The organism is Agromyces sp. Y558 (assembly GCF_059445415.1).
The window spans coordinates 1,661,627-1,683,495 of sequence record NZ_JCAIUH010000001.1 but is presented as its reverse complement, the minus strand read 5'-3'; the positions used below and the strand labels follow the sequence as shown (position 1 = coordinate 1,683,495).

The window sequence follows — 21,869 nt, the reverse complement described above, 5'->3', positions numbered from 1 at the left end:
CGCCAGCCGTTCAGGGCGCGGATGCGAGCTCTCCCGCGACCGCGAGAAGCTGCGGAACCCCGTGTTCGAGCCCCGGGGCGAAGCCCGTGTCATCCGGCCGCTCCCCCTCGCGCCAGCGCGTGTAGATCGCCTCGCTGAACACCGCCGACTTCCAGAGCGCGAGCGCCTGGTACCAGCCGAGCCCGGCGAGATCGGCGCCCGTCAGCTCGGCATACCGCTCGGCGAGTGTGGCGCGGTCGGGGAATCCGTCGAGCCGGGTGACCGGTGAGAGCTCCATCGTCGTTGCGGACGCGCCCCGCTCACTCCACGTCGCGGTGAAGTAGCCGAGATCCGCGAGCGGGTCGCCGAGCGTCGCCATCTCCCAGTCGAGCACCGCGGCGACCGTCGCGCGGCCTTCGGGAGCGAACATCAGGTTGCCGAGCCGGAAGTCGCCGTGCACGACCGAGGCGCGGTGCGTTCGCGGCATCGTCGCGGCGAGCAGATCGGCGACTTCGTCGACCTCGGGTAGCCGCCGCCTCGAGACCTGACTCCAGAGCCCGCGGAACCTCCCGACCTGGCGTTCGAGGTACCCGTCGGGTCGGCCGAGCTCGGCGAGCGGCCCGGCCGTGACGTCGATCGCGTGCAGTCGCGCGAGCGCCTCGACCGCGGCCTCGGCGATGCCTCGCCGGCCATCGACGTCGTCGAGGCGTGCCGGCAGCGACTCGGTGACGACCTCGCCGTGCAGGTACTCCATGACGTAGAACGGCACGCCGAGCAGCTCCTCGTCGTCGCAGGCCGCGAGGATGTTCGGCACCGGGTAGCCCGCATCGCGGAGCATCCGTTGCACGCGGGCCTCGCGGAGCATGTCGTGCGCCGATCGCGGCAGCGGCGGACGCGGCCCGCGGCGCAGCACGACCTCGGTGTCCCCGCGGCGGAGCAGGAAGGTGACGTTCGACTGCCCGTCACCGACGCGCGACCAGCCGATCGGCCCGTCGCCGATGCCACGCTCGTCGAGGAACCGGGCGACGCGGTCGAGCACGAGCAGCGGTGGCGACGACAGCTCCGACGCGTCCGCCCAGGTGGCGACCACATCCCGCCCGTCGGGCTCGTCGTGAACGACGGGCCCGGTCACGCCCGAGGCATCCGTCACGCCCGGCGCATCCGTCACGCCCGAGGCATCCGTCGCTTCGCTCATCGGTTGCTCACCCGCCCGAACAGCCCTGCGATCGGCGCGAGCACGAGCGGCCTGGCGGCGATCCAGCCGGCGGCGATCACGACGAGGGATGCGACGAACACGCCGAAGCCGACCCAGTTCACCGCGTCTTGACCGCCGAACATGTGGTTGAGGTTGCGCAGAGCGCCGGTGGCGAGCACGAGCGTGACGTGCACGATCACGAACCCGACGAAGTACAGCATCACCGGGAAGTGGATCGCGCGCGCGACCTCGACCGGGTAGGCGCGGCTGAGCGCGCTCGCCCGGGCGGGCCAGAGTCCCGACATCCGCACGCCCGTGACGACCGCGAGCGGCGCGGCGACGAAGACGGTCGCGAAGTAGGCGAGCTGCTGGAGGCCGTTGTAGTTCACCCAGCCGTTCTCGGTCGGCCAGTCGAGCGATGCGTACTGCAGCGCGGCCGACAGCGCGTTCGGCACGACCTCCCAGCTCGTCGGCACGATGCGCATCCATTGCCCGCTCGCGAACAGGGCCGCGACGTAGATCGCCCCGTTGACGAGCCACAGCAGGTCGAGCGATTGGTGGAACCAGAGCGTGAGGCTGATCTTGCGCTTCGCGTTCCAGCGCGGTGACCAGAAGGCCGACGGGCGGCGCTCGGAGCGAACCTGCACGCCCGAACGCACGATCAGCACCATCAGGAAGACGTTGAAGAAGTGCTGCCATGCGAGCCACGCGGGGAAGCCGACGGGCGCGCCCTCCGGCAGCGGAACCTCGCCGGGATGATCGACGACGAACGCCGCCACGGCGGGCAGCTCGAGCAGCAGTCGGGCCGCGAGCACGACGGCGCCGACGAGCACGATCGCGCCGACGAGGAGCAGGGCCCAGCGGGTAGTGCGGCGCGTAACCGGGCCCCGCGGCGCTGCCGCATCGGAGTCGCCCGCCTCGGTTGCGGGGATGGGCGCGGCTGCGGCATCCGCTCCCGGGAGCTCGGCGTCGCTCCCGGTGGGCGACCCGGCCGGATCGACCGCCGGAAGCACCGCCGGAATTTCGGCCTGAGTTGCAGCCAAGACGGATGCCTCAGTGACGACGGCTTGCACCGGTGCGAACCCCGACGGCGGCCAAAGCTCGCCGCCGGGTCGGCGGGGCAACCCCCGACGCAATGGCACGGCGCCGGATCCCCCAGCCGACGCCGCGACCGAAGCTGTGGGCACCGCAAGAAGGACGGATGCCACACCGGCGACGCCTGACCCGGCGGTGGGCGCAGCGGATGCGCGAGGCATGGCCGACTGAGCGGCCGCCGTGGATGCCTCGGATGCCCCGGCTGCCTGTGCCGTTGCCGTTGCCGTTGCCGTCACCGCACCGACCAGCACCGGTGCATCCCGCGCGGGCGGCCAGGGCTCACCGCCTGAGCGGCGCGGCAGCCCCCGGCGTACCCGGCGCCCCTGGCGAGCCTGGCCCACCGGCGCTGTCATGCCCGCCTCGCCTCGAGCGCTGCGATGAGTTGCGGCACGACCTCGAACACGTCGCCGACAACGCCGAAGTCGGCGATCTCGAAGATCGGGGCATCCGCGTCGGTGTTGATCGCGACGATCGTCTTCGCCGTCTGCATGCCCGCGCGGTGCTGGATCGCCCCCGAGATGCCGAGCGCGATGTAGAGCTGTGGCGACACCGAGACCCCGGTCTGACCGACCTGGTGCGACTGGGGGATGTAGCCGGCGTCGACCGCTGCACGCGAGGCGCCGACGGCAGCGCCGAGCGTATCGGCGAGCCGCTCGACGAGCTCGAACCGCTCCCCCGAGCCGAGGCCGCGGCCGCCCGAGACGACTCGGGCGGCCCCGCGCAGTTCGGGTCGGGTCGAGACCGCGACGGATGCCTCGACCGATTCGAGCACCGCGGCCCGGCGCCCGCTCGGCGGTACCGCGAGCGTCTCGACGGCCACGGGTCGCGCCGAGGCGCGCGCGTCGATCGCACCCTGCCGGATGGTCACGACGGGTGCGCCGAACGTGACCGCCGATCGAACGTCGTAGGCCCCGCCGTACGCAGAGTGGAGCGCGACGACGCCCTCGTCGTCGCGCGAGACGCTGACGGCGTCGACTGCGAGGCCCGATCGGGTGCGAGCCGCGAATCGGCCGGCGATCTCGCGACCGAGCACCGAGTGCGAGCACAGCACCGCATCGGGCCGCACTGCTTCGGCCGCGGCCACGAGGGCGTCGACCACTGGCACGACGAGCGGGCGACTGGATGCCGCGGGGGCCGAGCCGCCCGGTTCGGCCGACCCGCCCGATTCTGCCGATTCTGCCGGCCCGGCCGGCATGGCGACGAGCACGCGTGCTGCGCCGAGCTCGGCAGCGGCCGCGGCGAGCGCCGCCGCATCGGCAGCGCCTGCGCCTTCGCCCGGCTCCGGAACGACGAGCGCCACCGGCGTGCCCACGAGCGCCGCAGCACCGAGCAGGCCCGCCGCGGACTTCGCGAGCCCGCCGTCGAGGTTCGTCTCGAGGAGCACGAGGATCGGGTCTTCGGGGAGGTCGGTCACGGTCGTCCCTTCACGCGAGGCGGTTGTCGAGGAGGAACGCGGCGAGCTGCTCGCCCGCCTCGCCTCCATCGGTGATCTTGGTGCCGGCCGTGCGCGGCGGGCGCTCGGCGATGGCGAGCACGATGGAGCGCGAGGCATCCGCATCGTCTGCGTCGACGCCGAGCTCGTCGAGCGTCAGCCGCTCGATCGACTTCTTCTTCGCCGCCATGATGCCCTTGAAGGTCGCGAAGCGCGGGTCGGGCAGCTGTTCCGTGATCGAGATCACCGCAGGGAGCTCGGCGACGATGCGGGCGGCGCCGCCGTCGATCGCGCGCATGCCCGACACGATGCCGTCGCCGATCTCGACCGAAGCGAGGCTCGTGGCCTGCGGCACGTTCAGATGCTCGGCGATCATTGCGGGAACGACCCCGCCGGATCCGTCGGTGGACTGGTCGCCCGCGATGACGAGGTCGAAGCCGATGCGCTCGATCGCCCGGGCGAGCGCCTCTGCGGTGAGGCCGAGGTCGGCGCCGAGCAGGCGCTCGTCGACGAGTTGCACCGCACCGCCCGCGCCCATCGCGAGCAGCTTGCGCACGGTCGCGGCAGCTGCCTCGGGTGCCATCGTGAGCACCACCACCTCGGTCTCCGGGTGCCCGTCGGCGTGCTGCAGGGCGACCTCGAGCGCGCGCTCGCCGATCTCGTCGGGCACCCGGTCGTTCGCATCCCGGTCGGCGAGGCCGGTCTCGAGGTCGAGCCGCCGGTCGGCGTAGGTGTCGGGCACCTCCTTCACGAGCACCACGATCTTCATCCTTCGTTCCTTCCGCGGGTGAGGACGGTCGCGTCGTCGGCATGGCCGGTGCCGGCGACGGCGGCAGGTGCGGCCCCCGGGGCATCCCACTCGGCGATGGCCTCGTCGAGCTCGCCCACCCGACGCGGCGGGAACACGGGTTCGGCGCCGCCCGAGCGTTCCAGACGCGGCGCCGGCGCGGGCGCCGCGCGGCCGCCCCACTCTCCGGTCCAGCCGCGGGCGACCAGATGCGGATGCCCCGCCGCCTCAGTCATCGTCAGCACCGGCGTGACACATGCGTCGGTGCCATCGAAGTGTCGTGCCCACTCGTCTCGGGTACGGCGCTCGAAGGCGGCGGTCAGGGCGACCCGCAGCTGCGGCCAACGCGCACGGTCGAGGTGGTCGATCGGCGCGGCGGCGGGGTCGAGGTCGGCCCCGAGCCCGTCGACGAGCGCGTCGAAGAACGCCGGTTCGAGCGCTGCGACCGCGACGTGCTTGCCGTCGGCGCAGGCGTAGACGTCGTAGAACGGCGCGCCGCCGTCGATGAGGTTGGCGGCGCGTTCATCGACCCAGTCGCCGGCGCCGAGCATGGCGCGGTGAACGTGACCCAGTTGCCCGACACCGTCGACCATCGCCGCGTCGACCACCTGGCCACGCCCCGAGGATGCGCGCTCGACGAGCGCCGCGAGCACGCCGGTGACGAGGAACATCGCGCCGCCGCCGTAGTCCGCGACGAGGTTCAGCGGCACGGTCGGGCGCTCGGCCGGTCCGATCGCGTGGAGCATGCCCGTGATGGAGAGGTAGTTCAGGTCGTGACCGACGCGTTCGGCCCATGGGCCTGATTGGCCCCACCCGGTCATGCGTCCGTAGACGAGCCGCGGGTTCCGGGAGAGCAGTTCGTCCGGGCCGAGGCCGAGTCGCTCCATGACGCCGGGACGGAACCCTTCGAGCAGCACGTCGGCGCGGTCGACGAGATCACGCACACGATCGCGCTGCTCGGCACGCTTCAGGTCGGCGGCGACGAGCGTTCGGGAACGGAGCATCGTGTCGCTCGCGTCGACGGCCGGCCCACTGCCATCGGGCGCCGGTCGGTCGATACGCACGACCTCGGCACCGAGGTCGGCGAGCATCATCGCGGCGAACGGGCACGGGCCGAGTCCCGCGAACTCGACGACGCGGATGCCCGCAAGCGCGCCGCCCCGCAGCGTCGGGGCTTCGACCGTCTCGGCCGGCTGTGTCATCGGGTTCACGCGCTGATCGCTCCTTCGGGACCACGCCGGTCTGATCGACCGGCACGCCGCTATTCTCGCCACGAAGACAAGAACAGTCAAGCCTGACTCTTCTTGGATCGGCCAGATCAAGAGATCGGCGAGATGCCGAGGGGCCACCGGGGTGAGCTTCGAGGTCACGGGCGGGCGCGAGGCGTCAGCCGAGCAGGAGCCGCTCCCGGGCGATCGTGCGCCACAGGGCCAGATTCGGCTCGCTCGCCGGGTCCGCGCCGGTGATCGCATACGTCATAGCCGTGCCGCGCATGCTCGTCACCAGCAGTTCCATGAGTGGCACGAACCCGGGCCGCGCCGACAATTCGGGCCCGAAGAGCCCTCGCTGCGTCTGCAGCATGATGACGCCCATTCGCCGCTCCGTGGGCAACAGCGCGGCCCGGAGCCCCTCGTCGTGCCGAGCGGCGAGCCAGAGCTCGAGGGAGGCGAGAAAGTACGGCTGCCCGTTCGAGGCCCACATGGCCGAGATCGCCGCATCGATGCGCGCACCGGGTTCTTCGGGCAGGTCGAGCCCGCCGAGCTGCTCGTCGAGCCGCGCGGCGGCGAGGTGATGCACGGCCGCGACGAACAGCTCGTCGCGCGACGGGAAGTGATGCAGCAGACGGCCGCGCGAAACTCCGGCCCGCTTCTGCACCCGCACGGTCGTCGCCGCGGCGTAGCCGTCTTCGGCGAGCACCTGCACCGCGGCATCCAGAATCGCCGCCTGGGTGCGCAGTCCCCGCTCCTGTACGGGTCGACGGACCTGCCCGGACGAACCCGGTGCATCCACAGTCATCTCGTGCTCCTCGAGGTAGCGGTGTGCGCCAGAGGCTACCAGCCGCGGCGGCGCCGGCCACAGCACGGGCGGTGGAGGATCGCGTCGCAAAGCACGGTGACGCCTCAGAACCCTCAGGCGCCGAGCTCCACCCGCGCCTCGAGCCCGAGATAGGCGCCGTACCGCGCCGCGGCATCCTGAACCGCCTCGACCTCGCGCTTCCGAAGCGCGCGATGCGGTCGCACCGCGAACGTGACCGCCTTCGCCGTCACCGTACGCTTCATTCCGGCGACGAGCTGCGCGTCGACGAGCGCCATGCCGATCGCCGTCTCACGAGCCCGCGACACCACACCGTCGGCGTCGAGCACCCAGCGCGAGTCTTGATAGCCGCGGTACATCTCGTCGAGCACCTGCAGCAGATGGCCGGCGGGGGCAGCGGATGCCGGTGCGTCGCCGGGTGCGTGCCAGAACGTGCGGCCGTCGTGCTCGAAGGAGTCGAGCCGGTCACCGACCGCCGCGAGGCCGCGACGCACGTCCGTCACGGTGAGGGTGGCCCAGTAGGCGAGGTCGCGCTCGGTGGCCGGACCGTGCGAAGTGAAGTACCGCAAGGCGAGCTCGGCGAGCGCCTCGTGACGGTCGAGGCGTCGTGGCGCGGGCACGCGATCGGCGAAGCGGGCGTACGTGTGCTCGCCATCGCGCGGCACCCCGCTGCACACGAGACCGAGCACCTCGAGTCGACCGAGCATCAGCATGAGCTGCTGGCCCGTGAGTTGCTCGCCACGCTCGGCCAAAGCGTCGGCGAGATCGCCGCGCGTACGGTCGGGCGACTCCGCGAGCACTGCCTCGACGGTGTCACCGAGAACGCGCACGCGGTCGCCCAACGGCTGCAACTGCTGCTCGAACACGGGCATCACCCGCGGCGCGGTGAGCTCTTGCAACCACTGCGCGTCATCGGCGTGCACGTAGTGCCAGGTCGAGCGCAGCACGTGGATTCGCAGCACCCGACCATCGGCGATGGCCCTGCCCAGATCACCTGGGCTCGGCGAGGTCGTGCGCGTCGCGACTGCCCACGCCGACTGCGACGGGTTCTCAGCCTGCACGGCCATCAGGGTGCGCACCACCTCTTCGGCGGTGCCGGCTGGTGCGGCGAGCAGCTGCGAGTGCAGCCGCCAACGGGCGATGTCTCGGTCGGTGGTCACCATTGCAGGGTATGAGTGATGCGAGCGGACCGCGCGTTCAGGCCTGTGCGTCTTCGAGGTGCGGGGCGCCGTGGCTCAGCACCTTCACGACCAGGTTGTGCCGGGCCAGGGTTCGAATCGTGCGCGTGACCTCGTCGCGATCGCGGCCGAGTGCGCGTTCGTTCGCCACCACGAGCACGTCACCGGCGCGCAGCGTGCCGAAGAGGCGGCCGAGCCGCTGCTCCCACGTCTCGGGCGCCTCGGCAGCGGGGTGCTTGAAGTCGAGGATCGCGACGCCGAAGTCGGCCAGGTCGTTCCGCTGCTCGACGACCGACGGCATGTCATCGCGCGCGACGACGAGGCCGACGAGACGCGCCCCCTCGGGCCGCGCCTTCCACCAGTCGCGGTTGCGCTGCAGCTCCTCGAAGCACTCGGGACAATCGAGAGCGTGGTGTCCGGGCCCGTGCGGTGCGCGCGAGGCAGCAGGCGCGGGCGTCGACGCCGCGGCATCCCTCGTCGAACCTGTCGTGCGCTCAGCCATGCCGTGCCCCTTCGCGTCGACTTCCATTCTGGCCCTCATCGCGGCCGGCTGCGACCCGCACGCCGGATCGCGGCGTCGGCGGGCTCCGCGGAGCAGCTCGCCGCGACTGCCGCAACGCCGCAACCTGTGCCGCGACGAAGCGCCGAACAGCCGAACACGAGGTGGCGGATGCCCCGCCTCGATCCGCGCGGCACCGACTCGAGCGCGACGGCGGTGCGGACTGACCGCGGCCCTCCCCCTCAGCCGACCTCGCGCATGAACGCGTTGAGCTCGTCGGCCACGAGCTGCGGCTCTTCGAACGCCATGAAGTGCCCGCCGCTTTCGGCCGACGAGTACCGGCGGATGTCGCTCGCCGCGCGTTCGGCGATCGAGCGCGGGAAGAGCGGCATGTTCCACTCGTGGCTCTGCGTCACCGCGACCGGCACCGTGATCGTCGGCCGCTTGCCGTTCTGCAGCCGATCGAGGTCTTGCCGGAACGAGGTGCCGATCGAATCGGTCACCCAGTACAGCGTCAGCATCTCGCACAGGCTGTCGCGGTCGAAGCGAGACTCGAGGTCGCCGCCGCAGTCGCTCCACGCCCAGAGCTTGTCGATGATGAAGGCGGCCATGCCGGCCGGTGAATCGACGAGCGCCGCCGCGATCGTGTCGGGCCGCGTGCCGATGATGGCGCCGTACCCGCTGTCCTGTTCGCCGCGCTCGTCTTCCGAATCGAGCCAGACCTGCTCGGCGGGAGTGATGGGTTCTTCGTAGTCGGCCGGGAACGGCCCGTGGATGACGTGCAGCCCGGCGACCTCATCGGGGTACATCGTTGCGAGCCATCCGCACGCCGAACCACCGATGTCACCGCCGAAGGCGAAATACCGCTCATAGCCAAGCGTCTCGGTCATGAGCGTGTGGAAGGTCTCTGCGACCGCACGACGGGTTGCAGGCTCATCCGGCAACTCCGACCACAGATACCCGGGCAGCGACGGGACGACGACGTCGACGTCGAGCAGGTCGGCCAGGCGCAGCAGTTCGAGGTAGGTGCTCGGCCAGCCGTGGGTCAGCAGCACGGGCGGTCTGCTCGAATCGCGACGGATATGCACGAAGTGCGTGCCACGTTCGATGAACTGCGGATAGGTGTTGAGTCTCGCCTCGGCGGCACGCCAGTCGAACGCGCCGCCCCAGTACTCGACGAGCGTGCGCAAGTAGGCCGGATCTACGCCGGCATTCCAGCCCTCCGCGCTCGGTTGCGTGAATCGGGTGCGTGCGAGCCGTGACCGCAGGTCGTCGAGCACATCATCGGGTACGGCGAGAGTGAATGCAGGCATTCACTCATCCTGCAGCATGCGGGGCAGCCGTTAGCCTGAGTCGGAGCGAACCACGAAAGGCAGTGCGGATTGAGCGAGGACCGACCCCAGCGGGGCGCGCGGTCGCGCTCGTGCCGCGTGACACCCGATGAACCGTGAGACCCGATGAACTCTGACGACCCGACGGCACGCCGAATTCAGCTGACACTGCGCAAGCCCTGGTTCGCGCTCTACGCCCGAATCAAACCGACGCTCGTGATCGCCGGGCGCGGCCAGCCCGCCCAGTGGGGAATCGGCACGTGGCAAGTGCCGGCCGACGAGACGGTCGTCGTCGGGGTGTTCCTGTTCAACCGGCTTTGGCGCTTCGGCCGCGCCGAGTTCGCGCTCGACCCGCAGCATCCGCCCGCGCTCGTGTACCGGGCGCCGGCGCTCCCCTTCCTGCGCGGTCGCATCCGCACGAACGCGGGTTCGGTCTCGTAACGGCCCGACCGCCCGAACGGTTGGTCGTCGGAGCCGCTAGAGCGAGAGCCCCTCGGCGATCTGCTTGATCGCCGCCAGACGGTTGTCCCACTCCGCCCCGATGGCGTCGAGCCGGCGAGCGGCGTCGCTCAGTTGCGAGCCGAGCACCCGGTATTGCACCTCGCGCCCGACGCGAATTGGTTCGACGAGGCCGACCTCCTGCAGCACGGCGAGGTGCTTCGCGATCGCCTGCCGGGTCACGGGCAAGCGCCCGGCGAGGGCCGACGCCGAAGCGTCGCCCTCACCGAGTGCGGCCAGAATGCTCCACCGGGTCTCGTCTCCGAGTGCGGCGAACATCGGAACCAGCGTTCCGGTGGTCGTCACGCGTCGCCCTCGAGCAGCGCGACGAGCTTGTCGAGTTCGGAGACCCAGCCTTCGGCATTGCTCGCCATGTTGGCTGCCGGGTCGGAGGTGCGGTCGAACCCGGTCTCGACGACCGTGAGCTGCGTGCCCTCGGGCACCGGCTCGAGGGTGAACGTGAAGACCGTCGAGCGGTCGACGGCATCGGGCAGCCGCTCGGCCGCGTCGTCATTGCCCCAGCGGTACGAGACCATGCGCGGGGCATCCATTGCCTCGACCCGCAAGGGCACGGAGCCGTAGTTGGGGAAGGTGATGGTACCGGATGCTCCGACTCCCGTTCCATCGAGCACGGTGCGCCCGAACCACTTGGAGATGTGCTCGGGCTCGGTGACGGCGGTCCACACCTTTTCGATGGGCGCGGCGATGCGGATGGTGCGCCGCACCGTGAAGCTGCCCTCGTCGATGACGGATGCCTGATTGTCGGTCATAGTCACAATGATCTTCCTTTCGATGGTTGCCTGCAGCTATTGGGTTGCCACAGGTTCTAGTGCGGCGATCGACGCAGGCTTGAGGAATCCTGTCGCCCGTGCGGCGATGATGGCGATCACCGCCACGACTGCACCGGTCAGTACGGCCGCCTGCAGGACGGATGCCACCAGGCTCAGTCGACGAGCGCCCCCGCCGAGAGGTTCGCGATCGCCCCGGTCATCGAGCGCGCACGATCGGATGCCGCGAATGCGAGGTACTCCGCGACCTCCTCGAGCACCGGCAACCGTCCGAGCAGTGTCGTGCCCACCAACCCCGTGAGCCATTGCTCCAAGGGGATGCCGCCGGCTTGGGCGGTGCGGCCGAACATCCCGCCCGTGTACGAGGTTTCGAGGGCGTCCGACATGGCGTGCGGACGCACGCAGACCACCCGCACCCCATCGGGCCCGAGCTCGCCGGCGAGCGCGCGCGAGAAGCCCTCGAGCGCTGCCGACTGGGCCGCGTTGCCGATGAGCCCGCGACCGGTGAGCCGCGCACCGGGCGTCGAGATCGTGAGGATCACACCGCTGCCCTGCGCGATCATGTGCCGCGACACGGCCTTCGCGGTCACGAAGTTCGTCTGCAGGTACCCGACGACGGGGTGCAGGTAGTCCTCGAGCGACGTCTCGGCGATCGGCAGGCCCTGCACGTGGTCGAATCCCACCGCGTTCAGGGCGATGTCGATGCGGCCGGCAGCATCCGCCGCTTCTTCGACGTGCCGGTCGACCGCGGCCTGGTCCATCGCGTCGACGACGGTGATTGAGACATCCGCCCCCTCGGCTCTGGCGACGGATGCCGCAGCCTCGAGTCGCGGCAGGCTCTTGCCTGCGAGGAACAGCCGTGCGCCCTCGCGGGCGAACACTCGCGCCGCCGCGGCGCCGATCGAACCGCCACCGCCGTGAATCACGGCCACCTTGTTCTGCAGCAGCATCTCGCCGCCTCCATCTCCGTCGTCGTCCGTTCGATTCTGGGTTGTTGCAACCTAATGGTTGCAGGTCGGGCAGAGAAGTGCAACCCGTAAGTTGCAAGTCTTCACGGCAGGTGCCGACCGTCGCACATCGTGCGTCCCGACTGCGTGATGTCGGCGCATCCGCCCCCCGAGTTGGTGTCTGGTGCGCATGCCACCCGATGCGTACCATGACCGGCATGACCGGCATGAGCGACGGCGAGTCGGCACCCGGCACTGGCCCTCACGCCGCTTCAGCCGCCCGTCGCACCTACCTCTTCGTGCTCACGGATGCCGGCGGCACCGTTCCCCCCGAGCTCGGCGTCGTGCGCCGACTCGTCGACCGGGGTCACCGCGTCACGGTGCTCGCCGAGGAATCGATGGCCGACCAGGTACGCCTGACGGGCGCGTCGTACCTGCCGGGAAACGCAGAGCCCTCGGGCGAGTTTCGCGACTGGGAACTCAAGACGCCGACGCGCCTCGCCCGGGGCATGGCCGAGCACATGATCTCCGGACCCGCTCCCGGTCAGGCACGTGACACGACCGCGGTGATCGAGGCGATCGGGCCCGACCTCGTCGTGACCTCCGCCTTCGCCGTCGGCGGGATGATCGCGGCCGAGGCGCGAGGAGTTCCCTACGATGTGCTGCTGCCGAACATCTACCCGCTGCCCGCGCCGGGCATGCCGCCGTTCGGTGCAGGGCTGTCGCCCGCGCGCGGGCCACTCGGCCGGCTGCGGGATCGACTACTCGGCCCCGCAGGCGGCCGGCTGTTCGACCGGTATGCGCTCGCGCAGGTCAACGAGGTGCGCGCCGAGCACGGCCTCGATCCGATCGCGACGACGTGGAGCCAGCAGCATCGGGCCCGGCGTCTACTCGTGCTCACCTCTGCGGCGTTCGACTTCCCGGCGACCCTGCCGGAGAACGCCGTCTACGTGGGGCCCATCCTCGACGACCCCGCGTGGGCGATCGACGACGACTGGACGGCACCCGCAGGCGACGGGCCGCTCGTGCTCGTGGCCATGTCCTCGACGTTCCAGAACCACCTCGACTGCCTGCAACGCATCACCGACGCGCTCGGTGGCCTTCCGGTTCGCGGACTCGTGACCACCGGGCCGGCAGTCGCCGCCGACGCGATCCGCGCCTCGGCGAACGTGACGGTCGTCGCATCGGCGCCGCACCGTGCGGTGATGCGGCAGGCCGACCTCGTCATCACGCACGGCGGTCACGGCACCGTGATCAAGACCCTCGCGGCGGGACTGCCGCTCGTCATCCTGCATCACGGCCGCGACCAGGCCGACAATGCGGTGCGAGTCACGACCCGCGGAGCCGGCGTGGCCGTGGCGCGCCGGGGGCCGGCGAAGAAGATCGCCCGGGCCATCGCCGAGGTGCTCGACGACCCCGGCTACCGACGTGCTGCGACGGAACTCGGCGAGGTCGTGGCGCGCGACGCCGCGAGCACGTTGCTGGTCGACGAGCTCGAACAGGTCGCGCCGCCTGAAACCCAGTGCTCCCGCTCTTGCCTCACGACTCGACCGAGCCTGTCATGAGCCAAGACCGGGCACGCGCCGAATTTGTGACAGCCGGGGCCGAACGGATGCCGCGAGCACGCAAGATTCGAAATTCGGGATCTCGCGCGCCCGAAGCATCCGGAATATCATCCGAAGATCCGAACGAATTCCTCGGATGCTGTCACATCCGTGGGAGGCGCCCGGTCTCAGTTGAAAGGGACGACTACGCTCCCAGCTGTCGACTGACGGGATCAGACATGGATGCGAACCTCGACGACGCCCTCGCCGTCTTCCAAGGCGTGCGCGGGCGTCTCTTCGGCATCGCCTACCGAATGCTCGGCAGCGCGAGCGAGGCTGAAGACATCGTGCAAGACGCGTGGTTGCGCTGGCAGGGCACCGACCGCTCGGTCGTGCAGGATCCGCCGGCCTTCTTGGCCACAGCCACGACCCGACTCGCGATCAATGCGCTGCAGTCGGCCCGCGCTCGTCGCGAGACCTACATCGGCCCATGGCTTCCCGAGCCGATCGATACGAGCGCCGACCCGACGCTCGGCGCCGAGCGCGCAGAGGCCCTCGGCTTCGCCGTGCTCGTCATGCTCGAGCGGCTCACCCCGACCGAGCGGGCCGCCTACGTGCTGCGCGAGGCCTTCGCCTACCCGTACGACCAGATCTGCGAGATCGTGCAGGTCTCAGAGACGGCCGCTCGACAGCTCGTCAGTCGCGCGCGCAAGCACCTCACCGGCGAGCGGAAGCGCGACGTGCCGCAATCAGAGCAGCGGCGACTGCTCACCGCCTTTCTGACCGCAGCGAAGACGGGCGACCTCGTCGAGCTCGAGCGACTGTTCGCCGAAGACGTCGTGTCGTACTCCGACGGCGGCGGGCGCGTGCGGGCATCGAAGTTCCCGGTGGTCGGCCGCATGCGGGTGGCGAAGTTCGTGCGTGCCTTCCACACCCACTTCTGGAACGGGGTGGACATCACGGAGGCCGATACGAACGGCCAGCCCTCGGTGCTGCTCTCGAAGGACGGCACGACGTTCGCGGTGATCACCGTGATCACCGGCGCGCAGGGCATCGACCAGGTGCTCTGGATGATGAACCCCGACAAGCTCGGCGCCGTGACCTCTCGTGCCTCAGCATGACCTCGCCGCTCGCCTGCTCGCCGCGCTCGAACACCGTGATGAGCTTGCGCTGGCGAGCGCCCTGAACCGCGACGTGTTCCTGATCATCGACTCCGGCGATGAGACCGGGGGCGAACTGCTCGGGCGCTCACGCGTCATCAGTGCGCTTCATGAGCAGGTGGCGAAGCATCCGGATGCCTCGTTGCAGGCCGTGCACGTCAACGGGCGGCCGGGGCTCGCACTCCGCCGCCTGAACGGCGAGGTCGTCGGCGTGATCGGCATCGACGGCGCGGCGACGATCGAGACGCTGTGGCTCTCGACGGCGCCCCTGAAACTCGCCCGCTGGAATCGCCGCCGCCCCGAGATCGAATGACGAGTTTCGCCGCCTCGTCACAGATCGGGCGGCAACCCGGTCTGAGCTTCATGACAGCAGCGGAACCACCGCGGCCCTGACGGAAGGCACCAGTCATGAAGATCGTCGTCATCGGAGGCACCGGCCTCATCGGCTCCAAGGTCGTCGAACACCTCACCGAGCACGGCCACGAGGCCGTCTCCGCCTCGCCGAACTCGGGCGTGAACACCATCACCGGCGAAGGGCTCGCCGAGGTGCTCGTCGGCGCGAACGTCGTGGTGGATGTCTCGAACTCGCCGTCGTTCGCCGACGACGACGTGCTCGCGTTCTTCACGACCTCGACCAGGAACCTGCTCGCCGGCGAGCGGGAGGCCGAGGTCACCCACCACGTCGCCCTCTCCATCGTCGGCGCGGAGCTCCTGCCCAACAGCGGGTACCTGCGTGCGAAGGTCGCCCAGGAGAAGCTCATCGAGGAGTCGGGCCTGCCGTACTCCATCGTTCGCGCGACCCAGTTCTACGAGTTCATGGGCCGTATCGCCGACGAGGTGACCGTCGATGGCGTCGCTCGTGTGTCGACCGGGCTCATGCAGCCGATCGCGGCAGCGGATGTCTCGGCCACCGTGGCACGGGTCGCCGCGGGCACGCCCCTCAACGGCACGCTCGAAATCGGCGGACCGCAGCGCATCGGCCAAGACGAGCTCGTCCGCACCATGCTCGAGGCCAAGGGCGACACCCGCACCGTGATCTCCGACCCCGAGGCGCACTACTTCGGTACGAAGCTCTCGGGCGGCGAACTCACCCCCGGTGCCGATGCCCAGCTCTCGACCGCGTCGTTCTCCGACTGGCTCACCGCCCAGTCGGCCTCGGTGAAGTAGCCCGCCATGCGCATCTCGGTCATCGGCGGTACCGGCCTCATCGGCACGCGACTCGTGGCACGGCTCACCGCCGACGGCCACGACGTCGTCGTCGCGTCACGCGCGACGGGCGTCAACTCATACACCGGCGAGGGTCTCGCGGAGGCTCTCGCCGGGGCGGAGGCGCTCATCGACGTCTCCAACTCGGACTACCTCGACGAGGCGGCCGCGAACGAGTTCTTCTACGGCTCGACGCTCAACCTGCTGACGTACGGCGCCGCGGCGGGGGTGGCGCACCACGTGGCGCTCTCGGTCGTCGGCACCGATCGACTCGCTCGCACCGAGGGCGGGTACTTCGCCGCGAAAGCGGCGCAGGAGCGTCTCATCGTGCAGTCGGGTCGACCGTACTCGATCGTGCACGCCACCCAGTTCTTCGAGTTCATCGCGAACATCGCCGACGCCGGCACGAGCCGGAACGTCGTGCGGCTCTCGCAGGCACTGTTCCAGCCGATGGCGGCCGACGACGTCGCCGCCGCGGTGGCCACGACCGCCGTCGGCGCGCCCCTGAACCGGATGGTGGAGTTCGGTGGGCCCGAACAGTTCCGGCTCGAGGAGCTCGTGCGCCGCCAGTTGCGCACTCGAAACGACCTGCGCGACGTGAAGGTCGACCCGCTCGCCCGGTACTTCGGCACCGACCTCGACGAACGCGAACTGCTTCCCGGCGCCGACGCGACGATCGCGCCGACCCGGTACGAGGAGTGGCTCGCGGCCGGCGGGCGTCCGAGTGTCGACCTCGAAGGAGTCTCGTGACACCGGCCACAACGTCCCGCAAGAGGCTCCCGCCGCATTCGCGGCAGCGGTCGTCGAGGTGACGCGACTGGCCTGACGGTCGCTCGACCGAACACCAGAGCCCCTGACGGCAGACCGCGTGCAGGGAACGGTCGGCCGGAAGCCGTACAGTCGAGTCACCCCCCGTGTCTTGAGAGGAGACCGCCTGCCATGAGCAGCGACGCAGCCCTGGAAGTCTTCGACCGTCGTGAGTCGGAGGTGCGCGGGTACATCCGCTCATTCCCGACGGTGTTCGACCGCGCGACCGGTTCGACTCTCACCGACGCCGACGGGCGCGAATACCTCGACTTCTTCGCCGGCGCCGGCGTGCTCAACTACGGGCACAACAACCCCGCGTTCACTCGCGCCCTCATCGAGTACCTCGAGCGCGATGGCATCATCCACGGCCTCGACATGGCCACTTCCGCGAAGAAGGCGTTCATCGAGGCCTTCGAGCAGTACGTGCTCGAACCGCGGGGCCTCGACTACAAGATCCAGTTCACGGGGCCGACGGGCGCGAACGCGGTCGAAGCAGCACTCAAAGTCGCCCGCCAGGCGACCGGCCGCTCCACGGTCGTGGCGTTCACGAACGCGTTCCACGGGCTCAGCCTCGGCGCGCTCGCCGCGACAGGCAACAGCCACTACCGCGGCGCAGCTGGCGTCGGCCTCGACAACGTCACACGCCTGCCCTACGACGGCTACCTCGGAGCGGATGTCGACACGCTCGACCTGCTCGAGAAGATGCTCGACGACCCGGGTTCAGGTCTCGACCTGCCGGCAGCGGTCATCGTCGAAGCTGTGCAGGGCGAGGGCGGCATCAACGTCGCGAGCGCGCCGTGGCTGCGGCGGCTCCGGGAGATCACGGCCGCACGCGGCATCCTGCTCATCCTCGACGACATCCAGGCCGGCGTCGGCCGCACCGGCACGTTCTTCGCGTTCGAAGAGGCTGGAATCGTGCCCGACATCGTCACGGTCTCGAAGTCGATCTCGGGCTCGGGGCTGCCGATGTCGCTCGTGCTGCTGCGCCCAGAGGTCGACGTGTGGAAGCCGGGCCAGCACACCGGCACGTTCCGCGGCAACAACCTCGCCTTCGTCTCCGCGCGGGCCGCGCTCGAGACCTACTGGGCCGACTCGGCGTTCACCGACGCGATCGCCGTGAAGTCTCGGTTGCTGCGCGCCGAACTCGAGCGCATCGCCGCCGACCACCCCGACCAGGGCTTCGTCGTCCGCGGCCGCGGCCTGATATTCGGCCTCGCCTGCGACGGCGACCGCGCGCTCGCGGGAAGCATCTCGGCCGAAGCGTTCCTTCGCGGCCTCGTGATCGAGACCTCGGGCGCCCACGATGAGGTGCTGAAGTTCCTGCCTGCGCTGACGATCTCAGAGGATGAGCTCGGCCGCGGCCTCGCCATCGTGCGCGAAAGCCTCGACGCGGTGCTCGCGCGCTGAGCTGCACGCGCTGACCCGGGTGCGGGTGCGGGGTGACGATGGTGACAGCGGCGCCCAGGGCCGCTGAACGGGCGTCTGCTCACTGACCGCCGCGCTGCTCTCGGATCCAGCGGCGCCGCTCGGCGAGCATGACCTCGATGTCGCGCACACGCTCGAGTTCGACCTCGTCGATGGGATGCCCTGTCGTCTCGATCACGACGGTGACACCGCCGATGCGCCCTGCCGCTCGTGCGGCGTCACCGCTCGACCAGAGTTCGAACGGCTCGGCGACGCCGTCGACCGCGAGCGCGATGACTGCGTCGGGAGTCGGTGCCTCCTCGGCCGGCCACTGCGGTTCGAGCATGCGTGCGAACGCCTCATGCGCGATGCGCTCGGCGACCATGCTCCTCGGCTCGGTGACGTCGACCAGCACACCGACGCGCGGCCGGATGCCGGAATCGTCGAAGTTCGCGCCGTCCCACCCGACGGGGAGGAACATGATCGAGCGGATGCCGCTGCCGAACGCCCACTCCGAGAGGATCACCCGACCGGGCCATCCGCGAACTGCGTAGGCCGGTCGCTCCGCGAAGGAGCGGCGGATGTGCTCGTCGCCGTCATCGATGAGCGCCCAGAATTCGTCGGGCGTGAGTTGGCCTGCGAATTGCATGCCGCCACCCTGACGGAATCCGGCATCGCCCGCAAGGGCGACCGAGTCATCGCCGCCGGACTCAGCTCAGGACGCCAGCGCGGCACCCGGAATCGCGGCCAGCAGCTCTTGCGTGTACGGGTCTCGGGGGTGGTCGAAGATCTGCTCGGGCGTGCCGCTCTCGACGATGCGCCCCCGCTGCATGACGTGCACCTCGTCGGAGATCATGCGCACGACCGCGAGGTCGTGGCTGATGAAGAGGTAGCTCAGCCCGAGGCGGGCCTGCAGGCCGGCGAGCAGTTCGAGGATCTGCGCCTGCACGAGCACGTCCAGCGCCGACACCGCCTCGTCGAGCACTACGAGGTCGGGCTCGAGGGCGAGGGCGCGGGCGATCGCGACACGCTGGCGCTGACCACCAGAGAGTTCGTGCGGCAGCCGAGACGACATGGCGACCGGCAGCGCGACCTGCTCGAGCAGCTCGGCGACACGCTTCCGGCGTGCGGCCGAGTTGCCGACGCGGTGCACCTTGAGCGGCTCGGCGATCGACTCCTCGACCGTGTAGCGCGGGTCGAGGGAGGCGTACGGGTTCTGGAACACGGGCTGCACGCGACGGCGGAACGCGAAGAGCTCGCGACGCTTCAAGCGCGTCAGGTCCGTTCCGTCGAAATCGATGCGGCCGGCCGTGATCTGCTCGAGGCCGAGCACGAGGTTCGCCGTCGTCGACTTGCCCGAACCCGACTCCCCCACGATCGAGACCGTCTTGCCACGTGGAATCGTGAAGCTCACACCGTCGACGGCGGTGAACTTCGTCGGTTCGCCCGCCTTCGGAGACCGCAGTGCGAACTCCTTGCGCAGATCGGTGACCTCGACGAGCGGGCGGGCGTCGACGTCGCCCCCGCGGACCGGCAGCGGCTCTCGCCTCGAGGCGAGACTCGGTGCTGCAGCCAGCAGCAGCTTCGTGTACTCGTGCTTCGGGTTCGTCAGTACCTCTGCCGAGGTGCCGGTCTCGACGACGTTGCCCCGGAACATCACGACGATGCGGTCGGCGCGCTCGGCGGCGAGCGCGAGGTCGTGGGTGATGAGGAAGACGGCCGTGCCCATCTCGCCCGTGAGCTCGTCGAGCTGGTCGAGGATGCGGCGCTGCACCGTGACGTCGAGCGCCGAGGTCGGTTCGTCGGCGATGAGCAGGCGCGGCTTGCAGGCGAGGCCCATGGCGATGAGGACGCGCTGCCGCATACCGCCGGAGAACTCGTGCGGATACTGGCGGGAGCGCTGCGCGGGGTCGGGAATCCCGACGAGCTCGAGCAGTTCGATCATCCGGGCACGCACGGCCTCCGCGGTGCCGTACCCATGAACCTCGAGCGCCTCGCCGATCTGTTCGCCGACGCGCATGAGGGGGTTGAGGTTCGACATGGGATCTTGCGGCACGAGGCCGATGCCGACGCCGCGCAGCTGCACAAGCTCGTTCTCGCCCAGCTCGGTGATCTCGCGACCCTCGAAGCGGATGCTGCCCGCGGTGATGACGCCGTTGTCGGGCAGCAGTCGGTTGATCGCCGCGGCCGTCGTGGACTTGCCGGAGCCCGACTCGCCGACGACCGCAACAGTCTCCCCCGCCGCGACGTCGATGGAGACGTCGTTGACTGCGGTGACGAGTTCGCCGCCGGTGCGGAAGGCGACCGAAAGCCCGCTGATGCGGAGAACCGGTTCGTTCGAGGTCATGCGGCATTCACTCCTGTGTGCTGAGGGTCGAGGCGAGCGCTTCGAGCGCGCGCTGCCAGTGGAAGTCGGTCGGCTGCGGCTCATCCGCGAGCAGGCGGTTGCTCGCGAAGGCCACGGCGATGCGCCGGCCGGGCACGAAGCCCACGGCGCAGCCGGTGAATCCGGGGTGCCACAGCAGCGGCATCTGCTCGCCCCGCAGCACGAGCTCGCGGCGCCGCCAGCCGAGCGCCTGCTCGGGGTCGGGCCCTGCTGCGACGATGTCCGCGGTGATCGCGGAATTCCAGAGCTCGGGTTGATCGTCGGCCCGGCTCAGTGCGGCCGCGACATCGAGCAGGTCGTCGATGGAGCCGAAGAGCCCGGCATGACCCGCGACCCCGCCGAACGCGTGGAAGCAGTTGCCGTCGTTGGCCGTGCCGTTCACCGACGCGGTACGCCAGGCGAACCCGTCATCGGGCCACAGGGCGGGGTACGGATGCCCCGTCGCGACCATGCGGCGTTCGACCTCGTCGCCCCGGGCGCTCGTCGCAACTTCGCCCGTGACGGGTCCGTAGCCGAGGGTGCTGAGCGCGAGCGGTCGCACGACGAGCTCGTCGACGGCCGCGACGAGCGACATGCCGGCGGCCGCCTCGACGACCCGGCCGAGGGTCATGAAGCCGAGATCGGAGTAGTGCCGCTCGGTGCGGGGCGCGTACCGGAGCGGGAGAGCGTCGAGCGCATCGAAGGGATCGGAGTCGGGGGCGAGGTAGAGCGGCTGCCACTCCCAGAGGCCCGCGCGATGCTGCAGCAGATCGCGAATGCTCGTGTCGGGCGCACCGCCGAAGCTCGGAACGAAGCTCACGACCCGGTCGTCGAACGAGAGCACGCCCGCCGACGCGAGGCGGTGCAACGCGGTCGTCGTGCCGACGACCTTGCTCACGGAGGCGAGGTCGTGCAGCGTGCCCCGGCTCATGGGCGCGCCATCCGGCTGTTCGGGAGCAGCGAGGCCGGCAGCGGCGACGGAGCGCTCACCGTCGATGTCGACGCCGATCACGCAGCCGGCCGGAGCGGCGGCATCGGCCGCCACCACGGCTTCGGCAGCGGCCCGGAGGATCTCCTCGGTGCTCATGAGATCGGCGCTCATGAGGTCGACTCCTCGCCGCGGCGCAGCCGCAGTTCGGGTTCGCCGAACTCGTCTTGCGTGCGGGCTCCCCCATCGGGCAGCCAGCCGCGGCCCCGGTAGAACGCGATCGACGGCGCGTTCGCCTCGAAGACCCAGAGCGCGACCGAATTCGCACCGTCGTCACGCAGCGTCTCGTACGCGGTGTCGAGCAGCCGCGTGCCGAGTCCGAGGCCGCGAGCGTCGGGAGAGACGTAGAGCGAATGAACGGCACCGCCGTGGCCGTCGCGATCGCGGTCGCCCCGAGGCTCCGCCGCGAACCGCGTGACGCCCTGCACGACGCCGTCACTCTCGGCGACGAGCACGGTGCCCACGGGCGAGACGAGTACCCGGCGCCAGAGCGCCTGCGCATGTGCATCCGTCATCGCATCGATCGCAGTGGCCGGGAGCACGCCGACGTAGCTCTCGCGCCAGCAGGCGAGGAAGACGGCGACGATGCCGTCGCGGTCGTCACTCGTCGCTGCGCGGAGCGTCACTGGCAT

At 70.3% G+C, this 21,869-nt stretch carries 24 protein-coding genes; 7 read left to right on the top strand and 17 right to left on the bottom strand.

Annotation, left to right across the window (positions count from 1 at the left end; all coding sequences use genetic code 11):
• Positions 1 to 10 precede the first annotated feature (10 nt).
• The 9 genes from AC1C2T_RS07860 to AC1C2T_RS07820 form a co-directional block, all read right to left on the bottom strand.
• Positions 11 to 1,174 (bottom strand): phosphotransferase family protein, encoded by a 1,164-nt coding sequence (locus AC1C2T_RS07860; RefSeq protein WP_495384866.1) that lies wholly within the window; start codon positions 1,172 to 1,174, stop codon positions 11 to 13.
• Positions 1,171 to 2,622, bottom strand: a complete 1,452-nt coding sequence (locus tag AC1C2T_RS07855; protein WP_495384865.1) for a cytochrome b/b6 domain-containing protein — start codon at positions 2,620 to 2,622, stop codon at positions 1,171 to 1,173. Before AC1C2T_RS07855 ends, AC1C2T_RS07860 begins: the two co-directional genes overlap by 4 nt.
• On the bottom strand, positions 2,619 to 3,683 hold the full coding sequence (locus AC1C2T_RS07850) for an electron transfer flavoprotein subunit alpha/FixB family protein (protein ID WP_495384864.1): 1,065 nt from the start codon (positions 3,681 to 3,683) through the stop codon (positions 2,619 to 2,621). The genes AC1C2T_RS07855 and AC1C2T_RS07850 overlap by 4 nt, the downstream gene beginning before the upstream one ends.
• 10 nt (positions 3,684 to 3,693) lie before the next feature.
• Entirely contained in the window at positions 3,694 to 4,470 is a 777-nt protein-coding gene (locus AC1C2T_RS07845) for an electron transfer flavoprotein subunit beta/FixA family protein (RefSeq protein ID WP_495384863.1), read from the bottom strand.
• Positions 4,467 to 5,690: a CaiB/BaiF CoA transferase family protein gene (locus tag AC1C2T_RS07840; RefSeq protein ID WP_495385405.1), complete on the bottom strand. Its 1,224-nt coding sequence runs from the start codon at positions 5,688 to 5,690 to the stop codon at positions 4,467 to 4,469. The genes AC1C2T_RS07845 and AC1C2T_RS07840 overlap by 4 nt, the downstream gene beginning before the upstream one ends.
• Positions 5,691 to 5,874: 184 nt before the next feature.
• The gene (locus AC1C2T_RS07835) at positions 5,875 to 6,504 is read right to left on the bottom strand and encodes a TetR/AcrR family transcriptional regulator (RefSeq protein WP_495384862.1); all 630 of its coding nucleotides are present in this window, start codon (positions 6,502 to 6,504) and stop codon (positions 5,875 to 5,877) included.
• Positions 6,505 to 6,617: 113 nt separating this feature from the next.
• On the bottom strand, positions 6,618 to 7,682 hold the full coding sequence (locus tag AC1C2T_RS07830; protein ID WP_495384861.1) for a winged helix DNA-binding domain-containing protein: 1,065 nt from the start codon (positions 7,680 to 7,682) through the stop codon (positions 6,618 to 6,620).
• Positions 7,683 to 7,719: 37 nt separating this feature from the next.
• A complete protein-coding gene (locus AC1C2T_RS07825; protein ID WP_495384860.1) occupies positions 7,720 to 8,202 on the bottom strand; it encodes a recombinase family protein in 483 nt (160 codons plus the stop codon).
• A 239-nt stretch (positions 8,203 to 8,441) separates the two neighbouring features.
• Positions 8,442 to 9,512, bottom strand: coding sequence for an epoxide hydrolase family protein (locus AC1C2T_RS07820; protein WP_495384859.1), 1,071 nt, complete (start codon positions 9,510 to 9,512; stop codon positions 8,442 to 8,444).
• Positions 9,513 to 9,656: 144 nt separating this feature from the next.
• Here AC1C2T_RS07820 and AC1C2T_RS07815 point away from each other — a divergent pair, with 144 nt between their 5' ends.
• The gene (locus tag AC1C2T_RS07815; protein WP_495362017.1) at positions 9,657 to 9,971 is read left to right on the top strand and encodes a hypothetical protein; all 315 of its coding nucleotides are present in this window, start codon (positions 9,657 to 9,659) and stop codon (positions 9,969 to 9,971) included.
• A gap of 36 nt (positions 9,972 to 10,007) precedes the next feature.
• Here the strand turns inward: AC1C2T_RS07815 and AC1C2T_RS07810 are convergent, their stop codons facing one another.
• From AC1C2T_RS07810 to AC1C2T_RS07795, 4 genes are read right to left on the bottom strand one after another with little or no spacing between them, the layout of a single operon-like run.
• Positions 10,008 to 10,334 (bottom strand): ArsR/SmtB family transcription factor, encoded by a 327-nt coding sequence (locus AC1C2T_RS07810; protein WP_495384858.1) that lies wholly within the window; start codon positions 10,332 to 10,334, stop codon positions 10,008 to 10,010.
• Positions 10,331 to 10,798, bottom strand: a complete 468-nt coding sequence (locus tag AC1C2T_RS07805) for an SRPBCC family protein (RefSeq protein ID WP_495384857.1) — start codon at positions 10,796 to 10,798, stop codon at positions 10,331 to 10,333. Before AC1C2T_RS07805 ends, AC1C2T_RS07810 begins: the two co-directional genes overlap by 4 nt.
• Positions 10,799 to 10,834: 36 nt before the next feature.
• On the bottom strand, positions 10,835 to 10,966 hold the full coding sequence (locus tag AC1C2T_RS07800) for a hypothetical protein (protein ID WP_495384856.1): 132 nt from the start codon (positions 10,964 to 10,966) through the stop codon (positions 10,835 to 10,837).
• 5 nt (positions 10,967 to 10,971) lie between these two features.
• On the bottom strand, positions 10,972 to 11,766 hold the full coding sequence (locus AC1C2T_RS07795; protein ID WP_495384855.1) for an SDR family NAD(P)-dependent oxidoreductase: 795 nt from the start codon (positions 11,764 to 11,766) through the stop codon (positions 10,972 to 10,974).
• 215 nt (positions 11,767 to 11,981) lie between these two features.
• On the opposite strand from AC1C2T_RS07795, the gene AC1C2T_RS07790 reads away from it, so the two are divergent.
• The 6 genes from AC1C2T_RS07790 (at position 11,982) to ectB (ending at position 17,887) form a co-directional block, all read left to right on the top strand.
• Positions 11,982 to 13,328, top strand: coding sequence for a glycosyltransferase (locus AC1C2T_RS07790; RefSeq protein ID WP_495384854.1), 1,347 nt, complete (start codon positions 11,982 to 11,984; stop codon positions 13,326 to 13,328).
• A 218-nt stretch (positions 13,329 to 13,546) separates the two neighbouring features.
• Entirely contained in the window at positions 13,547 to 14,428 is an 882-nt protein-coding gene (locus AC1C2T_RS07785; RefSeq protein WP_495384853.1) for an RNA polymerase sigma-70 factor, read from the top strand.
• Entirely contained in the window at positions 14,415 to 14,780 is a 366-nt protein-coding gene (locus AC1C2T_RS07780; protein ID WP_495384852.1) for a hypothetical protein, read from the top strand. The genes AC1C2T_RS07785 and AC1C2T_RS07780 overlap by 14 nt, the downstream gene beginning before the upstream one ends.
• Positions 14,781 to 14,875: 95 nt before the next feature.
• Positions 14,876 to 15,634 (top strand): SDR family oxidoreductase, encoded by a 759-nt coding sequence (locus tag AC1C2T_RS07775; RefSeq protein ID WP_495384851.1) that lies wholly within the window; start codon positions 14,876 to 14,878, stop codon positions 15,632 to 15,634.
• A 6-nt stretch (positions 15,635 to 15,640) separates the two neighbouring features.
• A complete protein-coding gene (locus AC1C2T_RS07770) occupies positions 15,641 to 16,423 on the top strand; it encodes an SDR family oxidoreductase (protein ID WP_495384850.1) in 783 nt (260 codons plus the stop codon).
• 189 nt (positions 16,424 to 16,612) lie between these two features.
• On the top strand, positions 16,613 to 17,887 hold the full coding sequence (gene ectB / locus AC1C2T_RS07765; RefSeq protein ID WP_495384849.1) for a diaminobutyrate--2-oxoglutarate transaminase: 1,275 nt from the start codon (positions 16,613 to 16,615) through the stop codon (positions 17,885 to 17,887).
• Positions 17,888 to 17,966: 79 nt separating this feature from the next.
• Here ectB and AC1C2T_RS07760 read toward each other — a convergent pair whose 3' ends face one another.
• The 4 genes from AC1C2T_RS07760 to AC1C2T_RS07745 all read right to left on the bottom strand — a co-directional run bounded on the left by AC1C2T_RS07760 (position 17,967) and on the right by AC1C2T_RS07745 (position 21,869).
• The gene (locus AC1C2T_RS07760; RefSeq protein WP_495384848.1) at positions 17,967 to 18,533 is read right to left on the bottom strand and encodes a hypothetical protein; all 567 of its coding nucleotides are present in this window, start codon (positions 18,531 to 18,533) and stop codon (positions 17,967 to 17,969) included.
• Positions 18,534 to 18,599: 66 nt separating this feature from the next.
• Entirely contained in the window at positions 18,600 to 20,231 is a 1,632-nt protein-coding gene (locus AC1C2T_RS07755; protein ID WP_495384847.1) for an ABC transporter ATP-binding protein, read from the bottom strand.
• 7 nt (positions 20,232 to 20,238) lie between these two features.
• Entirely contained in the window at positions 20,239 to 21,351 is a 1,113-nt protein-coding gene (locus tag AC1C2T_RS07750; protein WP_495384846.1) for a serine hydrolase domain-containing protein, read from the bottom strand.
• Positions 21,348 to 21,869 carry a GNAT family N-acetyltransferase gene (locus tag AC1C2T_RS07745; protein WP_495384845.1) on the bottom strand — a complete coding sequence of 174 codons (522 nt, stop codon included), beginning with the start codon at positions 21,867 to 21,869 and terminating at the stop codon, positions 21,348 to 21,350. The genes AC1C2T_RS07750 and AC1C2T_RS07745 overlap by 4 nt, the downstream gene beginning before the upstream one ends.